The 15,305-nt window shown below is 65.7% G+C and carries 14 protein-coding genes; 3 read left to right on the forward strand and 11 right to left on the reverse strand.

Annotated features, from left to right (window positions below; translation table 11 throughout):
• The first annotated feature begins 246 nt into the window (after positions 1–246).
• Positions 247–2,862, forward strand: coding sequence for a cation-translocating P-type ATPase (locus tag B3H64_RS05510; RefSeq protein ID WP_286733616.1), 2,616 nt, complete (start codon positions 247–249; stop codon positions 2,860–2,862).
• A gap of 48 nt (positions 2,863–2,910) precedes the next feature.
• Here B3H64_RS05510 and B3H64_RS05515 read toward each other — a convergent pair whose 3' ends face one another.
• The 4 genes from B3H64_RS05515 to B3H64_RS05530 form a co-directional block, all read right to left on the reverse strand.
• Complete coding sequence (locus tag B3H64_RS05515; RefSeq protein ID WP_050617075.1) at positions 2,911–3,507, reverse strand: hypothetical protein; 597 nt, start codon at positions 3,505–3,507, stop codon at positions 2,911–2,913.
• Entirely contained in the window at positions 3,504–5,516 is a 2,013-nt protein-coding gene (locus B3H64_RS05520; RefSeq protein ID WP_286733617.1) for a M56 family metallopeptidase, read from the reverse strand. Before B3H64_RS05520 ends, B3H64_RS05515 begins: the two co-directional genes overlap by 4 nt.
• Before the next feature lie 68 nt (positions 5,517–5,584).
• Positions 5,585–5,947, reverse strand: a complete 363-nt coding sequence (locus tag B3H64_RS05525; RefSeq protein ID WP_278894485.1) for a BlaI/MecI/CopY family transcriptional regulator — start codon at positions 5,945–5,947, stop codon at positions 5,585–5,587.
• A gap of 70 nt (positions 5,948–6,017) precedes the next feature.
• Complete coding sequence (locus tag B3H64_RS05530; protein ID WP_286733621.1) at positions 6,018–6,785, reverse strand: TSUP family transporter; 768 nt, start codon at positions 6,783–6,785, stop codon at positions 6,018–6,020.
• Positions 6,786–6,967: 182 nt separating this feature from the next.
• Here B3H64_RS05530 and B3H64_RS05535 point away from each other — a divergent pair, with 182 nt between their 5' ends.
• Positions 6,968–8,452: a DUF1846 domain-containing protein gene (locus B3H64_RS05535; RefSeq protein WP_238072789.1), complete on the forward strand. Its 1,485-nt coding sequence runs from the start codon at positions 6,968–6,970 to the stop codon at positions 8,450–8,452.
• 41 nt (positions 8,453–8,493) lie between these two features.
• Here B3H64_RS05535 and B3H64_RS05540 read toward each other — a convergent pair whose 3' ends face one another.
• Positions 8,494–8,961, reverse strand: coding sequence for a helix-turn-helix domain-containing protein (locus tag B3H64_RS05540; protein ID WP_278894490.1), 468 nt, complete (start codon positions 8,959–8,961; stop codon positions 8,494–8,496).
• Positions 8,962–9,211: 250 nt separating this feature from the next.
• Here B3H64_RS05540 and B3H64_RS05545 point away from each other — a divergent pair, with 250 nt between their 5' ends.
• Positions 9,212–10,828: a CTP synthase gene (locus B3H64_RS05545; RefSeq protein ID WP_286733626.1), complete on the forward strand. Its 1,617-nt coding sequence runs from the start codon at positions 9,212–9,214 to the stop codon at positions 10,826–10,828.
• Positions 10,829–10,883: 55 nt separating this feature from the next.
• Here B3H64_RS05545 and B3H64_RS05550 read toward each other — a convergent pair whose 3' ends face one another.
• From B3H64_RS05550 to B3H64_RS05575, 6 genes are all read right to left on the reverse strand, one after another.
• Complete coding sequence (locus tag B3H64_RS05550) at positions 10,884–11,390, reverse strand: S-layer homology domain-containing protein (protein WP_050617068.1); 507 nt, start codon at positions 11,388–11,390, stop codon at positions 10,884–10,886.
• 164 nt (positions 11,391–11,554) lie between these two features.
• The gene (locus tag B3H64_RS05555; protein WP_050617067.1) at positions 11,555–12,517 is read right to left on the reverse strand and encodes a D-2-hydroxyacid dehydrogenase; all 963 of its coding nucleotides are present in this window, start codon (positions 12,515–12,517) and stop codon (positions 11,555–11,557) included.
• A 3-nt stretch (positions 12,518–12,520) separates the two neighbouring features.
• The gene (locus B3H64_RS05560; protein ID WP_050617066.1) at positions 12,521–13,060 is read right to left on the reverse strand and encodes a hypothetical protein; all 540 of its coding nucleotides are present in this window, start codon (positions 13,058–13,060) and stop codon (positions 12,521–12,523) included.
• A 57-nt stretch (positions 13,061–13,117) separates the two neighbouring features.
• A complete protein-coding gene (locus tag B3H64_RS05565; RefSeq protein WP_050617065.1) occupies positions 13,118–14,140 on the reverse strand; it encodes a rod shape-determining protein in 1,023 nt (340 codons plus the stop codon).
• Positions 14,141–14,315: 175 nt separating this feature from the next.
• On the reverse strand, positions 14,316–14,984 hold the full coding sequence (locus tag B3H64_RS05570; protein WP_050617064.1) for a ComF family protein: 669 nt from the start codon (positions 14,982–14,984) through the stop codon (positions 14,316–14,318).
• Positions 14,981–15,157 carry an Arc family DNA-binding protein gene (locus B3H64_RS05575; protein WP_286733631.1) on the reverse strand — a complete coding sequence of 59 codons (177 nt, stop codon included), beginning with the start codon at positions 15,155–15,157 and terminating at the stop codon, positions 14,981–14,983. The genes B3H64_RS05570 and B3H64_RS05575 overlap by 4 nt, the downstream gene beginning before the upstream one ends.
• Positions 15,158–15,305 lie beyond the last annotated feature (148 nt).

Genomic DNA, 15,305 nt, shown 5'->3' on the forward strand with positions numbered 1-15,305 from the left:
CAAGAAAAGGCCTCCGGCGCCGCCCAAATTCTTCTTGACAAATCCGGTTTCCTTGCGTATAATTCCCCTCACCAAGAGGGAGTAGTCGCAAGTTCCTCCATCAACATCACGGCTCCGGCCTGTGGAGGACGCCGATCTCGGTGACAAGACTTTTGAGTATGCGCTTTGCACGGGCGAAACGCATACTCAAAAGTCTTTTTTATTGCCCGATTGGACATGATAGAATGGAAAAGGGAGCGTGTCAGAGTGGAACAGAGCTATTTCGACAAGACGGTCCATCAGACGCTGGAGGACCTGGACAGCCGGCCAGGCGGCCTCTCGGACGCCCAGGCCGCGCAGCGCCTGGAGCGCTACGGCAAAAACGCCCTGGCGGATGGGAAGAAAAAAACCGGGGTACAGGTATTCTTCGAACAGTTCAAGGACCTGCTGGTGGTCATCCTGATGGTGGCTGCCCTGGTCTCCCTGGTTTCCGGCGAGGGGGAGAGTACCGTGGTCATCTTCGCGGTGCTGCTCCTCAACGCCGTGCTGGGCACCGTCCAGCACTTCAAGGCGGAGAAGTCCCTGGAAAGCCTGAAAGCCATGTCCGCCCCCAGCGCCAAGGTGCTGCGGGACGGCGCCCGGACGGTGATCCCCTCGGCCCAGGTGGTCCCCGGCGACATCGTGGAGCTGGAGGCCGGCGACATGGTGGTGGCCGACGGCCGCATTTTGGAGAACTTCTCCCTCAAGGTGAACGAGAGCTCCCTCACCGGCGAGAGCGAGGGGGTGGAAAAGACCGCCGACGTGATCGAGGCGGTCCAGGTGGCCCTGGGCGACCAGAAGAACATGGTGTTCTCCGGGTCCCTGGTGACCTATGGCCGGGCCACAGTGGCGGTGACGGGCACCGGCATGCACACCGAGCTGGGTAAGGTGGCCGCCCTGATGAACCAGACCCAGCAGCGCAAGACCCCTCTCCAGGAGAGCCTGGACCAATTCAGCAAGAAGCTGGCGGCGGTCATCCTGTGCGTCTGCGCGGTGGTGTTCGCCCTGTCCCTGTGGCGGGCCATGCCGGTGCTGGACGCCCTGATGTTCGCCGTGGCCCTGGCGGTGGCCGCCATCCCAGAGGCCCTCAGCTCCATCGTCACCATCGTCCTGGCCCTGGGCACCCAGAAGATGGCCAAGCAGAACGCCATCATCAAGGATCTGAAGGCGGTGGAGAGCCTGGGCGCCGTGTCGGTGATCTGCTCGGACAAGACGGGTACCCTGACCCAGAACAAGATGACCCCCCAGAAAATCTACGCCGACGGCGCCCTGCTGGCGGAGCCGGAGCTGAACTTGGCCAACGACGTGCAGCGGCTGCTGCTGAAGGCCGCTCTGCTGGCCAGCGACGCCACCACCGACGAGGAGAGGGGGACCTCCATTGGGGACCCCACCGAGGTGGCTCTGGTGATGATGGGGGACCGCATCGGCGTGGATGAGGGGGTCTACCGGAGCCAGCACCCCCGGCTGCGGGAGCTGGCCTTCGACTCCGACCGGAAGCTGATGAGCACCCTCCACGTCATCGAAGGGGTCCCCACCCTGTACACCAAGGGGGCCATCGACGTGCTGCTGGACCGCTCTACCCACGTTCTCACCGGGGCGGGGGCGGTGCCGCTGACGCCCGAGTGGAAGGAGCGCATCTCCCGCACCAATATGGAGCTCTCCCTGGAGGGCCTGCGGGTGCTGGCCCTGGCCTATAAGGAGCTGCCGGAGGTCCGGGACCTGACGCTGGACGACGAGCGGGACTTCACCTTTATCGGTCTGGTGTCCATGATCGACCCGCCCCGGCCCGAGGCCGTCCAGGCGGTGGCCGACGCCAAGCGGGGCGGGGTGCGCACCATCATGATCACCGGCGACCACAAGGTGACCGCCTCGGCCATCGCACGGCAGATCGGCATCTTCCGGGAGGGGGATGAGGCGGTGTCCGGCGTGGAGCTGGACGGCATGAGCGACCACGACCTGGACGAGCGGCTGGAGCACATCTCGGTTTACGCCCGGGTGTCGCCGGAGCACAAGATCCGCATCGTCAAGGCCTGGCAGCGCAAGGGAAAGATCGTCTCCATGACCGGCGACGGCGTCAACGACGCCCCCGCCCTCAAGGCCGCCGACATCGGCGTGGCCATGGGCATCACCGGCACGGAGGTCAGTAAGGACGCCGCCTCCATGATCCTGGCCGACGACAACTTCGCCACCATCGTCAAGGCGGTGGTCAACGGCCGGGGCGTCTACACCAACATCAAAAACGCCATCAACTTCCTGCTGTCGGGCAATATGGCGGGTATCCTGTGCGTGTTCCTCGCCTCGGTGCTGGGTCTGCCCATGCCCTTCGCGCCGGTCCATCTGCTGTTCATCAACCTGCTGACCGACTCCCTGCCCGCCATCGCCGTGGGCGTGGAGCCCGCCCGCAAGGGCCTGCTGGACCAGAAGCCCCGCAACCCCAAGGAGCCCATCCTCAACAAGAGCCTGATGCTGCGCATCCTGGCCTTCGGCGCGGTCATCGCCGCCGCCACCATGACCGCCTTCTTCGTGGGACTGAACGCCGGAGGAGCCGCCCTGGCCAGCACCATGGCCTTCGCCACCCTGACCCTGGCCCGCCTGTTCCACGGCTTCAACTGCCGGGGACGGGAGTCGGTGTTCCGGCTGGGCCTGACCACCAACAGGGCCAGCCTGGCGGCCTTCGGCGCGGGGGTGCTGCTGCTGGCCGCCGTCCTCTTTCTCCCCGGCCTCAGCGGCCTGTTTCAGGTGGCCCATATGACGGCAGGCCAGTACGGTCTGATCGTGCTGCTGGCCTTCCTGCCCACGGCGGCCATCCAGATCTACAAGGTCCTCTGCGACCGGCGCAAGTAAAAGACCAGCCGGCCCCGCGGCACATTGCCGCGGGGCCGGCTGCTGCGTTCAGGGGGAGGGAGGGTCCGGCTCTTCCGCGGGCAAGAAGAACCGACGCAGGGCGAACAGGGCGGACATGACGGTCAGCATCAGCACCACACCGGCGATCAGCAGCGCCGTCAGGGAGGCCGACAGAGCACTGCCGGGGAGGGTCACGCCGGAGCCGTAGCCCGCCAGGTAGAGGTAGACCGCCATAAAGGTGTTCAGCAGGGCCTGAGCGGTACGCAGCCGCAGAAGGCGGCGGGACAGGTCCTCCCCGCCGTATCGGGCGGCCAGATGGGCCAGGTTGGTGAGGAGCTGAAAATAGAAATAGAGGGAGAGCGCCGCGAAGAGCAGGTCCAGCGGGTAGAGGGAGAGGGTAAGCCCGAAGAGCTGGGCCAGCCACCCGGCCCCCTCCCACAGGCCCAGCAGGATGCAGAAGGGCTTGAGCAGAGGCAGCTCCCGTTCCTCCTCCGCCAACAGGTCCAGGGCCCCATAAATCAGTGCAAAGGCCATCCAGTCGGGCAGGATGTTCAGGGACCCCAGGTTGAGGTTGAAAAAGGCGAACAGATAGGACCAGGCGATGCGGGACACCCCGCGGTAGAGAACGTTTTGCTCCGGATTCATGCCGCGCCTCCTTCCCGGGGGGTGAGGGTGAGGGTCTCCGTCTCCCCGTTGACGCTGAGCTCCAGCCGATAGGCGGCAGGATAGACCGGGGCCTCATTGGGGTCGCCGTCCAAGCCGCTGCCGCCCCCGCTGAACAGGCTGCCGTCCCACGGCTCCTCCAGCCCGCCGGGCTGCTTACAGCCCCAGAAGGCCCCGCTACTGCTGCTGCCGCCGCTGTTGCCCAGCGCTGCGTAGCCCAGGTCCGGGTGATGGCCGGCGGCGTCCATGGGGGCGGCGGACCACCGCACCGTGTGGATGCTCCCGAGCTCCTCCTCAGAGCCCAGGAAGGTTCCGGTGAAGGAGTCCCCCTGCCGGGCCTCGCTGAATACGGCCCGGGGCTTGGGCTTGGTGTCGAAGAAGAAGGCGGGGCCGGAAAACCAGGACATGCTATCCTCGGTCTTGGTCGCGTTGTCCACCATGTGGACGGTCTGGTAGCGCAGCTCCAGCCGGTAGAGTTCGGTCTCGGCGGTATAGACCACCGCCGGAGGGAGAGCCTCGTCCCCCCAGGTCAATCCGTCCTCATGGCCCCGGCCAATGCTCTGGCATTTGACCTGCCGGAAGTCCTCCGCGGGCTCCACCACCCAGCCGGCCTCCGACGCCCAGACCCGGACGGTCTGGACCGCCGTCCACAGCCAGTTGGACTCCTCGCTGTAGGCGTCCTCCACGCCATAGACACGCTGGAGGGGAAAGACCATCAGGGCGGTATAGGCCCCCTTCCCAGCCGGGGTCAGGTTATAGATATAGTAGCCCGCCTGTACGTTGGGGTAGCCCGGCAGGCCGCTCTCCCAGCGCTCGTGCACCCAGTGGTCCGGGCCGCTGGCCGCGGCCTCCATCTCCGCCGCCAGGGCGGGGTGCTGCTCCAGTGGGGCGCACAGGGCCCGGTAGATGCCGTTGTAGTCCAGCACCGCCTTGCCATAGGCGTCCAGCGCCCCGGCGGGGGTGGTGCATCGGGTGAGGCGGGCGGAGGCCATGGCGGTGAGAAAGGCCTCCTGATCACTGTGGCCAAGGCCGTCGGCCTTGGCCAGCGTCTGGGTGGTCCCCAGGGCGAGAGGCAGGGCCAGAATCACCGCCACACATACCGAGGTCAGGGCCATCCCCGCCGGATACCGCTTGAACCGGGCGATGGAGGCGATGCGGCGCTTGATGTTCTGCCCGCCGTTGGCCATGGAGGAGGTGCCGGGCGCCCGGGCGTATTTCTCGTCGGCCATGGACAGGAGGATGCGCCCGTAGTCCCGCCGGTCCTCCCCCTCCAGCCGCTCCAGCACCCGCTGATCGCAGAGGGCCTCCAGGTCGTTCTGCACCTGGTCGAAGGCATACCAAAGCAGGGGGGTGCACCAGTGAACGCACCGGAACAGGCACACCAGCAGCCCCCAGCCCACGTCGCCATAGGTCCGGTGGAGCAGCTCGTGGAGGAGCACCTTTTCGTCGGTCTCCCGCCCGGCGGGCAGGGCCAGCACCGGGGCGAAGAACCCGCAGACGAAGGCGGAGGACAGCCCCTCCACCTCGACGGCCCGGCAGACGGGCAGGTCGTACCGCTCCGCCACCCGGCGGAGCGGGGCGTCATCGGCGGGGGTCCCCCGGCGGAGGGCCAGCCGCAGCCGCAGGTAGGTGAGGGCGTACCAGGCCAGCAGCGCCACTACCCCCGCCATGTAGAGAAGATAGAGCGCATCGAACACCCCCCGGGGTCCGCCCAGCCTGCCGGGCAGGGGGATGGGGGCGGTCACCCGGATGAGGTCATAGTCCCCGGTGAAGGCGGTCTTGGCGGTCTCCACCAGCAGGGGCCAGTTAAACAGCACATACCGGCCGCCCCGCCCGGCGGGAAGAAGCAGGGTCAGGCCCAGCAGAGCCCAGACGCCGCACTGCCACCGGGGCGAGAGCTTGTCGCGGAACAGAGCCTTGATCAGCAGCAGGGCCGCCGCCGCGCCGGAGGCCGTCAGGGTCTGGAGCAAAAAGGACCAGAAATCGGTCATGTCGTCACCTCGTTGTCACAAAGTCCGCTGAGTGTCGTCTCCGCCTGCGGCGAAAACGGCGCCCGGCCCTACACCTCCATCTCGTCCAGCAGCCGGCGCAGCTCATCCCGCTCCTGGGCCGTGAGGGTCTCCTCCTTCAAAAAGGCGGCCACCATCTGCCCGGCGGAGCCGCGGTATACCCGGTTCAGCAGGCCCCGGCGCTCGGCGGCGGCGCAGTCGGAGCGCGCCACCGCTGGGCGGTAGAGGTGGGGAACGCGCTGCTTGTCGATGGTCACCAGGCCCTTACCCTCCATCCGGGTGAGGTAGGTGAACACGGTGTTCCGGCTCCACCCGGTGCCGGGCCGCAGGGCCTCCACCACCGGGCCCAGGGCCAGCCCCTCCCCCTGCCACAGAACCTCCAGCACCTTCCATTCACGGTCCGACAGCCGCATAAAAACGCCTCCTACAGGTGTAGTATCCGTTAGTGATACTACACCTGTAGGAGGCGCCTGTCAAGAGGAATCAACCGGCGAGTTCCAGGGCGGTTTTGCACAGCAGCAGGCCCAACACCACGAAGAACATGGGCCGGATGGCCTTGGCTCCCTTTTTCAGGGCCAGGCCGGAGCCTGTATAGTGGCCCAAAAGGCCGCAGACGGCGGCGGGGACGCCCAGGGCCCAGACGATCTCACCGGCCAGGGCAAAGGTGACGAAGGCGGCCAGATTGGAGCAGAAGTTGACCACCTTGGCGTTGCCGGAGGCGGTGACCAGGTCGAAGCGGCACAGGGCGGTGAAGGCCAGGATGACGAAGGTTCCGGCGCCGGGACCGAAGAAGCCGTCGTACAGGCCCAGTACCAGGCCGATGAGCCCGGACAGGAGCATCAATAGGGGGCCGGACAGGGCGTCGGCCTTGTTTTCCAGCCCAAAGTCCCGCTTGAACAGGAGAAAGACGGCCAGAACAGGGAGGGCAGCCACCAGAAAGTAGTGGAGGAAGGTGTCTGGAACCAGCAGGCACAGCCGGGCGCCCAGCACCGAGCCCAGGAGGGCGGTGGCGGCGGAGACGGCGGCGGGGCCCAGGCGGACCCGTCCGTTTTTCAGGAACCGGAGGGTGGACAGCCCCGTGCCGAAGACGGAGCCGCACTTGTTGGTAGCGGTGGCGGCGTGGGGCGGCAGTCCGGCCAGCAGATAGGCGGGCAGGGAGATGAGCCCGCCGCCGCCGGCCACTGCGTCCACCAGTCCGGACAAAAAGACCAGCGGGCAGACGATTAGCAGAGTGGTCCAGGTGACTTCCATACTATGACCTCACAGTGGGCAGACATTTTATTGCCCGCCGGACGACTTGACCGTTGTATGGCGGGCAGAATTATGATAAACTATTTCAGTTGGATTGCCAAGAACCAGTTTTGCATATATCTATAACAGAAACAGAGAGGATGGGAGGGGCGCAGTCCAAGGATGGGCGCGCCCGCCGAGGAATGGACAGGCCCGGATTTGACAACGGCAGGTATTTGGAGATGCAGTCGGCCCGCATCGCGGAGCGGATCGCCCAGTTCGGAAACAAGCTGTACCTGGAGTTCGGCGGCAAGCTGTTCGACGACTTTCACGCCTCCCGGGTGCTGCCCGGCTTCGAACCGGACAGCAAGATCCGGATGCTGGCCCAGCTCAAGGACCGGGCGGAGATCGTCATCGCCATCTGCGCCAGCGACATCGAGAAGAACAAGGTGCGGGGGGATCTGGGGATCACCTACGACGTGGATGTGCTGCGTCTGATCGACGCCTTCCGGACCCAGGGGCTGTACGTGGGGGGCGTGGTGGTCACCCAGTACGACCGTCAGCCCGCCGCCGACGCCTTCCGCCGCCGACTGGAGGGGCTGGGCATCCGGGTCTACCTCCACTACCCCATTGCGGGCTATCCTCGAAACATCCCTCTCATCGTCAGCGACGAGGGCTACGGGAAGAACGAGTACGTGGAGACTACCCGCCCCCTGGTGGTGGTCACCGCCCCCGGCCCCGGCAGCGGCAAGATGGCGGTGTGCCTCAGCCAGCTCTACCACGAGTATAAGCGGGGGGTGAAGGCGGGCTACGCCAAGTTCGAGACCTTCCCCATCTGGAACCTGCCCCTCCAGCACCCGGTGAACCTGGCCTATGAGGCGGCCACCGCCGACCTCAACGACGTCAACATGATCGACCCCTTCCACCTCCAGGCCTACGGCGAGACCACGGTGAACTACAACCGGGACGTGGAGATCTTCCCGGTGCTCAACGCCATCCTGGACAAGATTACCGGGGAGAGCCCCTACAAATCCCCCACCGACATGGGGGTGAACATGGCGGGCTACTGCATCACCGACGACGAAGCGGTGTGCGCCGCCGCCCGGCAGGAGATCATCCGGCGGTACTACGACGCCCTGTGCGACCGCCGCCAGGGCGCGGGGGGGGACGAGATTCTCTACAAGCTGGAGCTGCTGATGCAGCAGGCCAAGGTGAGTCCCGAGCTGCGGCCGGTGGTGGCCGCCGCCCTGAAGGTGGCCGAGGAGACGGGCAACCCGGCCTCCGCCATTGAGCTGCCCGGCGGCGAGGTGGTGACCGGCAAGACCACCGACCTGATGGGGGCCTCCTCCGCCACCCTGCTCAACGCCCTCAAGCGGCTGGCGGGCATCGGGCACGAGCACCACCTCATCTCCCGGGAGGCCATCGAGCCCATCCAGACCGTCAAGGTGCGGCATCTGGGCAGCAGCAACCCCCGGCTCCACTCCGATGAGACCCTCATCGCCCTGGCCATCAGCGCCACCACCAACCCCCTGGCGGCCAAGGCCCTGGCCCACCTGGACCAGCTCCGCTCCTGCGAGGCCCACTCCTCCGTCATCCTCTCCCCGGCGGACTCGGTGACCTATAAAAAGCTGGGGATGCGCCTGACCTGCGAGCCCACCTACGAGACCAACAAGCTCTATCACAAATAGAACGCAAAAACACGCCGGCACGAAAGTGCCGGCGCGTTTTGCTACCGTTGGCGGAGAAGCTCCTTGCGGACCACCCGGGCGATGAGCTCCTGCCCCTCGGGGGAGCGGAGGGTGTCCAGCACCGTGGCGTGCAGCAGCTCCTGAAACTGCTTGCTGGAGAGGAAGGAGTCGAACAGGGTGCCCTGTCCCGTGCCGGCGCTCTGTCCGGTGGGCGGGACGGACTTCCGGGGTGCGGCGGGAGCGGGAACGTGACCCGGTCCGTCGTCGGCATAAGCGGCGTCCATCCAGCTTTCCATGCGGGTGCGGTCGCTGCTCTCCCCCCGGAGGTAGAACAGGGACACGCCGAAATACTCCGCCAGCTTGTCCTGCTGGTCCTTTGTGGGCGTCTGGCGGCCGGTTTCAAATTTTTCCACCGCGTTTTTGGAAAAACCCAGGGCGGCGGAGAGGGCGGGGCGGCTCAGGTTCCGCTCGGTGCGGAGGGCCTCGATCCTCTGGGCCAGTGTGACCATAGGAATGACCTCCTTTGTAAAGGGTGATGCGATATCAGTATATCATAAAAACGGCGCCTGTGGAGCAAAAAGTATAGCACGGTAAAATAGCGGTATTTTGTGCAGGCTGCGGGGTGGTTTCCCGCGATTTTCTCTTGACGGGAGGGGTGGGGAACGGTAGAATAAATAGGATTTTTATGGAACAAAAAGGCAGGGGCAACGGCGTCCCGGGACGATGGCGTCCCATCAGGGAAGGATGGGAGGAAACAATATGACGGTCAAGTACATTTTTGTCACCGGCGGTGTGGTATCGGGACTGGGCAAGGGCATCACGGCGGCATCTCTGGGGCGGCTGCTGAAGCAGCGGGGCCTGCGGGTGAAGGTACAGAAGCTGGACCCGTATCTCAACGTGGACCCCGGCACCATGAGCCCGTATCAGCACGGGGAGGTCTTTGTCACCGACGACGGGGCGGAGACCGATCTGGACCTGGGGCATTACGAGCGGTTCATCGACGAGAACCTCACCTTCAACTCCTCGGTTTCCTCGGGCAAGGTCTACTGGAATGTGCTCAACCGGGAACGGGCGGGGGACTATCTGGGCGGCACCGTGCAGATCATTCCCCACATCACCGGGGAGATCAAGCGGAACATCTACTCGCTGGATACGCCGGACACCGATGTGGCCATCGTGGAGATCGGCGGCACGGTGGGCGACATCGAAAGTCAGCCCTTTCTGGAGTCCATCCGGCAGGTGGCGGCCGAGCGCGGACGCCAGAACGTGATGTTCATCCACGTCTCCCTCATCGTCTCCATCCCCGGCAGCGGGGAGCTCAAGAGCAAGCCCACCCAGCACTCGGCCAAGGAGCTGCTGAGTCTGGGCATTCAGCCCGATGTCATCATGTGCCGCTGCGACGCGCCCATCCCCGACGAGATCCTGGAGAAGATCTCCCTGTTCTGCAACATCCCCCGGGAAAACGCCATCCCCAACCTGACGGCTGACCTGCTGTATGACGTGCCCCTGATGCTGGAGCGGGAGGGGCTGGCCGACGTGGTGGTCCGGCGTCTGGGCCTCATCTGCCACGCCCCGGACCTGACCGAGTGGGCCACCATGGTCCACCGGGCCAAGCACCCCAAGGGCACGGTGAGGATCGCCCTGGTGGGCAAATATGTGGCCCTCCACGACGCCTATCTCTCGGTGGTGGAGGCCCTGACTCACGGCGGCATCGAGAACGACGTGAAGGTGGAGGTCCAGTGGGTGGACTCTGAGACCGTCACCGACGAAAACGCCGTCCGGGTCCTGGCGGAGGCCGATGGAGTGCTGGTGCCCGGCGGCTTTGGCGACCGGGGCATTGAGGGTAAGATCTCCGCGGTCCGCTACGCCCGGGAGCATAAGGTGCCCTTCCTGGGCATCTGTCTGGGGATGCAGATGGCGGTGGTGGAGTATGCCCGGCACGTCTGCGGCTGGGCGGACGCCCACTCCAGCGAGCTGGACCCCGCCACCGCCCACCCGGTCATCGATCTGATGCCCGATCAGCGCGGCGTCACCGCCAAGGGCGGCACCATGCGTCTGGGCTCCTATCCCTGCCGGGTCACCTCCCGGGAGACGCGGACCTACCAGGCCTACGGCTGCGACCAGATTGCCGAGCGACACCGCCACCGCTACGAGTTCAACAACGACTACCGGCAGGACCTGACGGGGGCGGGACTGGTGCTGGCCGGGCTGTCCCCGGACGAGCGGCTGGTGGAGATCGTGGAACTGGAGGACCACCCCTGGTTCGTGGGGGTCCAGTTCCACCCGGAGCTGAAGAGCCGCCCCAACAAGGCCCATCCTCTGTTCCGGGACTTTATCGCGGCGGCCAAGGCCGGGCAGCGCGCCGAAGCAGAATAGACGAAAGAGGTCCCTCCCCGGCGGTTTACACCGCTGGGGAGGGACCTGCCTGGTTTTAGCGGGCCAAAAAATCCTCCAGCACGGCCTGGAGCTGGGCCAGAGTCAGGGTGCCGCCGGGGTCCAGGCGGCCGCCCTCGGACCAGTTCAGCACGCCGGCGTCGCAGGCCCAGTAGAGGGAGTCGTCCGCCCAGGGAGAGATGTCGGCGTAGTCGTTGCACTCCGCGGCACCGGCGGGGAGAAAGGTGTCCCGGCCCAGGATGCGGGCGTACCGCCGGAGGGCCACTGCCAGCTCCTCCCGGGTCAACGGCCGGTCCGGAGAAAAGCGGCCGTCGCCCGTGCCCAGCAGCAGCCCGGCCTCACGGCACCAGGCCGCGGCGGTGGCGCCGTCGTCGTTCCGCGCTACATCCGAGAAGGCGCCGCCGGCCGCGAAGGGGACGGCACCGGCGCTCTCCCACAGCAGGACGGCCAGGTCCATACGCGCGGCGGGTGGCGCCGCCGCCACCACGGCCGGATTGAGGAAGAGCAGCAGGACAAGGACCAAAAGCGCGGCGGCTGTGCGCATGAGTATCCCTCCTTTTACAGAGAAGATACCATACTTGGCGCAATAAGGCCGTCGAATCGGCCCGCCGATTGTTACCGATCGGACACCTCAAAAGCCGGATGGTTGGAGGTGCCATCCGGTTCAGAGCAGAACAAGAGGTCCCACCCCCAGGTGGGACCTCTTGTTTATTGGACGCGGTTGTTCAGGGCCTCTCCCTGTGCATAGCGCCGCAGATTTTCCACGGCAATGTCCACGATGCGCGCCAGGGTGACATCTAGGTGGAAGCCGCCGGCGCAGTGTGGGGTGAGGATCAGATTTTCCACATCCCAGAGAGGGTGATCAGGGGGCAGGGGCTCCGGCTCAGTAACGTCCAGCGCGGCGCCCCACAGGTGGCCGGAGCGGAGAACTTCCTCCAGGGGGATCAGATCCACGGCGGAGCCCCGCCCGGCATTGAGCAGGATGGAGCCCGGCTTCATGGACTCCAGGCGCTTTTCGTCCAGGATGTGGACGGTTTCCGGCGTGTGGGGGAGGACGAAGGCCGCCACGTCGGCCTGGGGCAGCCACCGGTCCAGCTCGGAGATGGGGTGAAGAGCGTCGAAGGCGGCGGGGACCGGACCGACGGTACGCTTGAGCCCCACGGTCCGGGCGCCCACGGCCTTGCACAGCCCGGCGAAGGCGGTGCCGATGTCGCCGGCCCCCACCACCAGCACCAGCGCGTTCCGCAGGCTCTTCACCGTTCCGCGGTCGGTCCAGTGGTGGTTCCGCTGCTCGTCCCGGTACTGGGGCAGCTTTTTGCAAAGGGCCAGCAGGCAGGCGAACAGGTGCTCCGACACCGCGGGACCGTAGGCCCCGGCGGCGGAGGTGAGCATGCAGCCCTCAGGCAGCATCCCGGGGCGCTGATAGACGTCGGTGCCCGCGCTCCAGGTCTGGAGCCATTTCAGGCCCGGGGCATGGGACAGATGGGCGCGGGTGGGGCAGCCGATCACCACGGTGGCGCCGTCAAAGCCGGCGGGGTCTCCCTCCCGCAGGGTGCCGCCGTTGATGTCCATCCGGGGAAGGAAGCGGTGCTCCGCCTGGGGGGCGGCCGCGCGGAAGCGCTCCTGCTGGGCGGGGGTCAGCGGGAGCAGATTGACAACGATTTCGGACATGGGTCAGAAGCTCCTTTCCGCGGCCTGGCCGTCCTCGGGGGGCTGGGCGGCCGGGGCCTCCTGGCCGGGGACGGAGGAAAAATTCTGCCGGGAGTCGGCCTTGGCGGCCTGCTGGGCGATGAGCTGCTCTTCCCGGGCGGCGTCCTCTTTTTGCTGGCGCTCCAGACGGGCCTGCTCCTTCCGGCGTCGGCGTCGGAAAGCCTTCCACTCCAGCACGCCGCCCAGCACGGCAAAGAGCAGGATGAGGCCAAAGGTGCAGATGAGCCCGGCGGTGGGGGCAAAGTCCCCCTCCAGGCCGCCCACAAAGTTACCGGACAGCCAGCCCAGCACGCAGCCCACGTAAAAGAACAGGGCAAACAGTTTTCGGCGGAAGAGCAGGGCCAGGGCGCCCAGAGCCCCCAGCACAGCGTAGACAGCGGCGATCTGGGCGGTGACGAAAACCCCCGCGGTCATGTAATAGGCGGCGCAGGCCGCCACCAGAAACACGATAAAGGCGGCCACGCCGGTCAGAAGGGTAGCGCTGCTGAAGGATTTCTTTTTCATCTTCAAGCCCTCTTTCAAAAAACCCCCTCCGCGTCAGCGGCGGGGGTTTTCCAGGAATCAGTTCATTTGCTTGCGGCGGGAAATGTTCAGGGTGCCGTCGGCCATGTCGCCCACCCACTCCAGGCTCTTGCCGGTGCCGTAGGCCACGCAGGAGATGGCGTCGTCGGCCACATGGGTCTCGATGCCGGTGTGGGACTCGATGAGCTTGTCGAAGCCCCAGACCAGGCTGCCGCCGCCGGTCATTACGATGCCGTTGGTGGAGATATCGGCCACCAGCTCGGGGGGCGTGCGCTCCAGCACGCCGTGGATGGCCTCCAGAATGCGGGTGGAGACCTCCTCAAAGGCCTCGATCATCTCGCTGGAGGACACGGAGAACACCCGGGGCAGGCCGGTCATCAGGCAGCGGCCCTTGATCTCCACGGTCTGCTCCTCCGGGCGGGGGAAGACGCAGCCGATCTGCATTTTCAGCTCCTCGGCGGTGCGCTCACCGATCAGTACATTGTGCTTGCGCCGTATGTACTTCACGATGGCCTCGTCGAACTGGTCGCCGGCGATCTTGATGGAGGTGGACTCCACGATGCCGCTGAGGGAGATGACGGCGATGTCGGTGGTGCCGCCGCCGATGTCCACCACCATGTGGCCGTCAGGCTGGGTGATGTCTATGCCCGCGCCGATGGCGGCGGCCAGAGGCTCCTCAATGAGGTAAACCTTCCGGGCGCCGGCCTGGACGCCGGCGTCGATGACGGCGCGCTCCTCCACCTCGGTGATGCCGGAAGGCACGCAGATGACCACCCGGGGCTTGAACAGCCGGAAGGAGGTCACCTTGCGGATGAATTCCCGCAGCATCCGCTCGGTCATGTCGTAGTCGGAGATGACGCCCTCCCGCAGGGGCCGGATGGCCACAATATTGCCGGGCGTGCGGCCCAGCATCTTCTGGGCGTCGGTGCCCACCTTCAGCAGCTTGCCGGTGTTCTTGTCGATGGCCACCACCGAGGGCTCCCGCAGCACCACGCCCTTGCCCTTGATGTATACAAGGATGGAGGCGGTGCCAAGGTCGATTCCAATATCTTTACTGAACATACCTGCACCTCGAAATCTGTTTAGCTTTTCCTTTATTTTAGCCCAGAAACCCATGGTTAATCCCCTTTGCATGAGCCATTATCCGTATCGCCAGAGCTATCCTCCCTATTATATCGGGTGTCCCGGCGCATTTCAACCATATTTTCAAAAAGAAGACACGTCCGCGGGCGTTTCGTCAGCAGGAGCGCCGGGACCGGGCCAGGGCGGCGCAGACCACGTCGGTGGCTCCGGCGGTGCGGAGCACCCGGGCGCACTCGGACAGGGTGGAGCCGGTGGTGACGATATCGTCGATGAGCAGGACGCGCCTGCCCTCCACCAGCGCGGGATCGGTGACCTGATAGGCGCTGAGCACGTTGGCCCGGCGGGAGGCGTCGTTTTTCCCCAGGCCGGACTGGGCCTCGGTGTCCCGCACCTTACACAGGGTCTCGGCCGCCACGTCGTCCAGCGCCAGCGCCGCCGCCGAGGCCAGCAGCATGGCCTGGTCATAGCCCCGCTGGCGCAGCCGCGCCCGGGACAGGGGGACCCAGGTGATGAGGTCGTACCGTCCGGCCAGGTGGTCCTGGACGCACTGGGCCACCAGGCGGCCGTAGGTCCGGCTGTAGCCCCGGACCCCCTTAAATTTATAGCGGTGGAAGGAGGCGCGGACCTGGTCCTGATACCACAGCGGGGAGGCGCACAGGGAGAAGAACTCCCCTGTCTGCTCCGCCTCGGCCCCCAGGGCCCAGGGCAGCTCCTGCTGGCAGCGGGGGCAGATGCCCTCCTCCCCGCGGTGGAGCAGTCTGCGACAAAACACGCACCGGGGCGGGAAGAGAAGGTCCAGCAGCGCGCCCAGCGGCCGGCTCATGATGGGTCCTCCGTCTGGATGGGGCCGTGCTCCTGCTCAAAGGTCCGCACACAAGTGGTGATGAGATGGAGTATTTGCCTGCTCATAGAGCGCCCATCGTATTCGGCAATATACTTCAGCTTGTCGTGAAGCTCGGCATCCATGCGGATGCTTAGATGTTTGCGCTCCTCCATATACTTCGCCTCCTCATATCCGGGTTAAACAAAGCATATCTTTTGCAGTGAAAATAAGATTATTGTTAGTGTATTTTTACGGCTTAAAATTTATGTAAGGACGATGGTGGGCGCTCCCGATGAGGCATTTTATCCCCGCCTACATGAC

The sequence above is a fragment of the Intestinimonas sp. UBA1698 genome, assembly GCF_002320075.1.
GTDB classification, from domain to species: domain Bacteria; phylum Bacillota; class Clostridia; order Oscillospirales; family Oscillospiraceae; genus Intestinimonas; species Intestinimonas massiliensis.

What these genes read in the sequence shown, in the direction of transcription:
- B3H64_RS05515 (WP_050617075.1), bottom strand. Translation starts at nt 3,507, where the DNA reads ATGAATCCGGAGCAAAACGTTCTCTACCGCGGGGTGTCCCGCATCGCC.
- B3H64_RS05520 (WP_286733617.1), bottom strand. Translation starts at nt 5,516, where the DNA reads ATGACCGATTTCTGGTCCTTTTTGCTCCAGACCCTGACGGCCTCCGGC.
- B3H64_RS05525 (WP_278894485.1), bottom strand. Translation starts at nt 5,947, where the DNA reads ATGCGGCTGTCGGACCGTGAATGGAAGGTGCTGGAGGTTCTGTGGCAG.
- B3H64_RS05530 (WP_286733621.1), bottom strand. Translation starts at nt 6,785, where the DNA reads ATGGAAGTCACCTGGACCACTCTGCTAATCGTCTGCCCGCTGGTCTTT.
- B3H64_RS05535 (WP_238072789.1), top strand. Translation starts at nt 6,968, where the DNA reads ATGGACAGGCCCGGATTTGACAACGGCAGGTATTTGGAGATGCAGTCG.
- B3H64_RS05540 (WP_278894490.1), bottom strand. Translation starts at nt 8,961, where the DNA reads ATGGTCACACTGGCCCAGAGGATCGAGGCCCTCCGCACCGAGCGGAAC.
- B3H64_RS05545 (WP_286733626.1), top strand. Translation starts at nt 9,212, where the DNA reads ATGACGGTCAAGTACATTTTTGTCACCGGCGGTGTGGTATCGGGACTG.
- B3H64_RS05550 (WP_050617068.1), bottom strand. Translation starts at nt 11,390, where the DNA reads ATGCGCACAGCCGCCGCGCTTTTGGTCCTTGTCCTGCTGCTCTTCCTC.
- B3H64_RS05555 (WP_050617067.1), bottom strand. Translation starts at nt 12,517, where the DNA reads ATGTCCGAAATCGTTGTCAATCTGCTCCCGCTGACCCCCGCCCAGCAG.
- B3H64_RS05560 (WP_050617066.1), bottom strand. Translation starts at nt 13,060, where the DNA reads ATGAAAAAGAAATCCTTCAGCAGCGCTACCCTTCTGACCGGCGTGGCC.
- B3H64_RS05565 (WP_050617065.1), bottom strand. Translation starts at nt 14,140, where the DNA reads ATGTTCAGTAAAGATATTGGAATCGACCTTGGCACCGCCTCCATCCTT.
- B3H64_RS05570 (WP_050617064.1), bottom strand. Translation starts at nt 14,984, where the DNA reads ATGAGCCGGCCGCTGGGCGCGCTGCTGGACCTTCTCTTCCCGCCCCGG.
- B3H64_RS05575 (WP_286733631.1), bottom strand. Translation starts at nt 15,157, where the DNA reads ATGGAGGAGCGCAAACATCTAAGCATCCGCATGGATGCCGAGCTTCAC.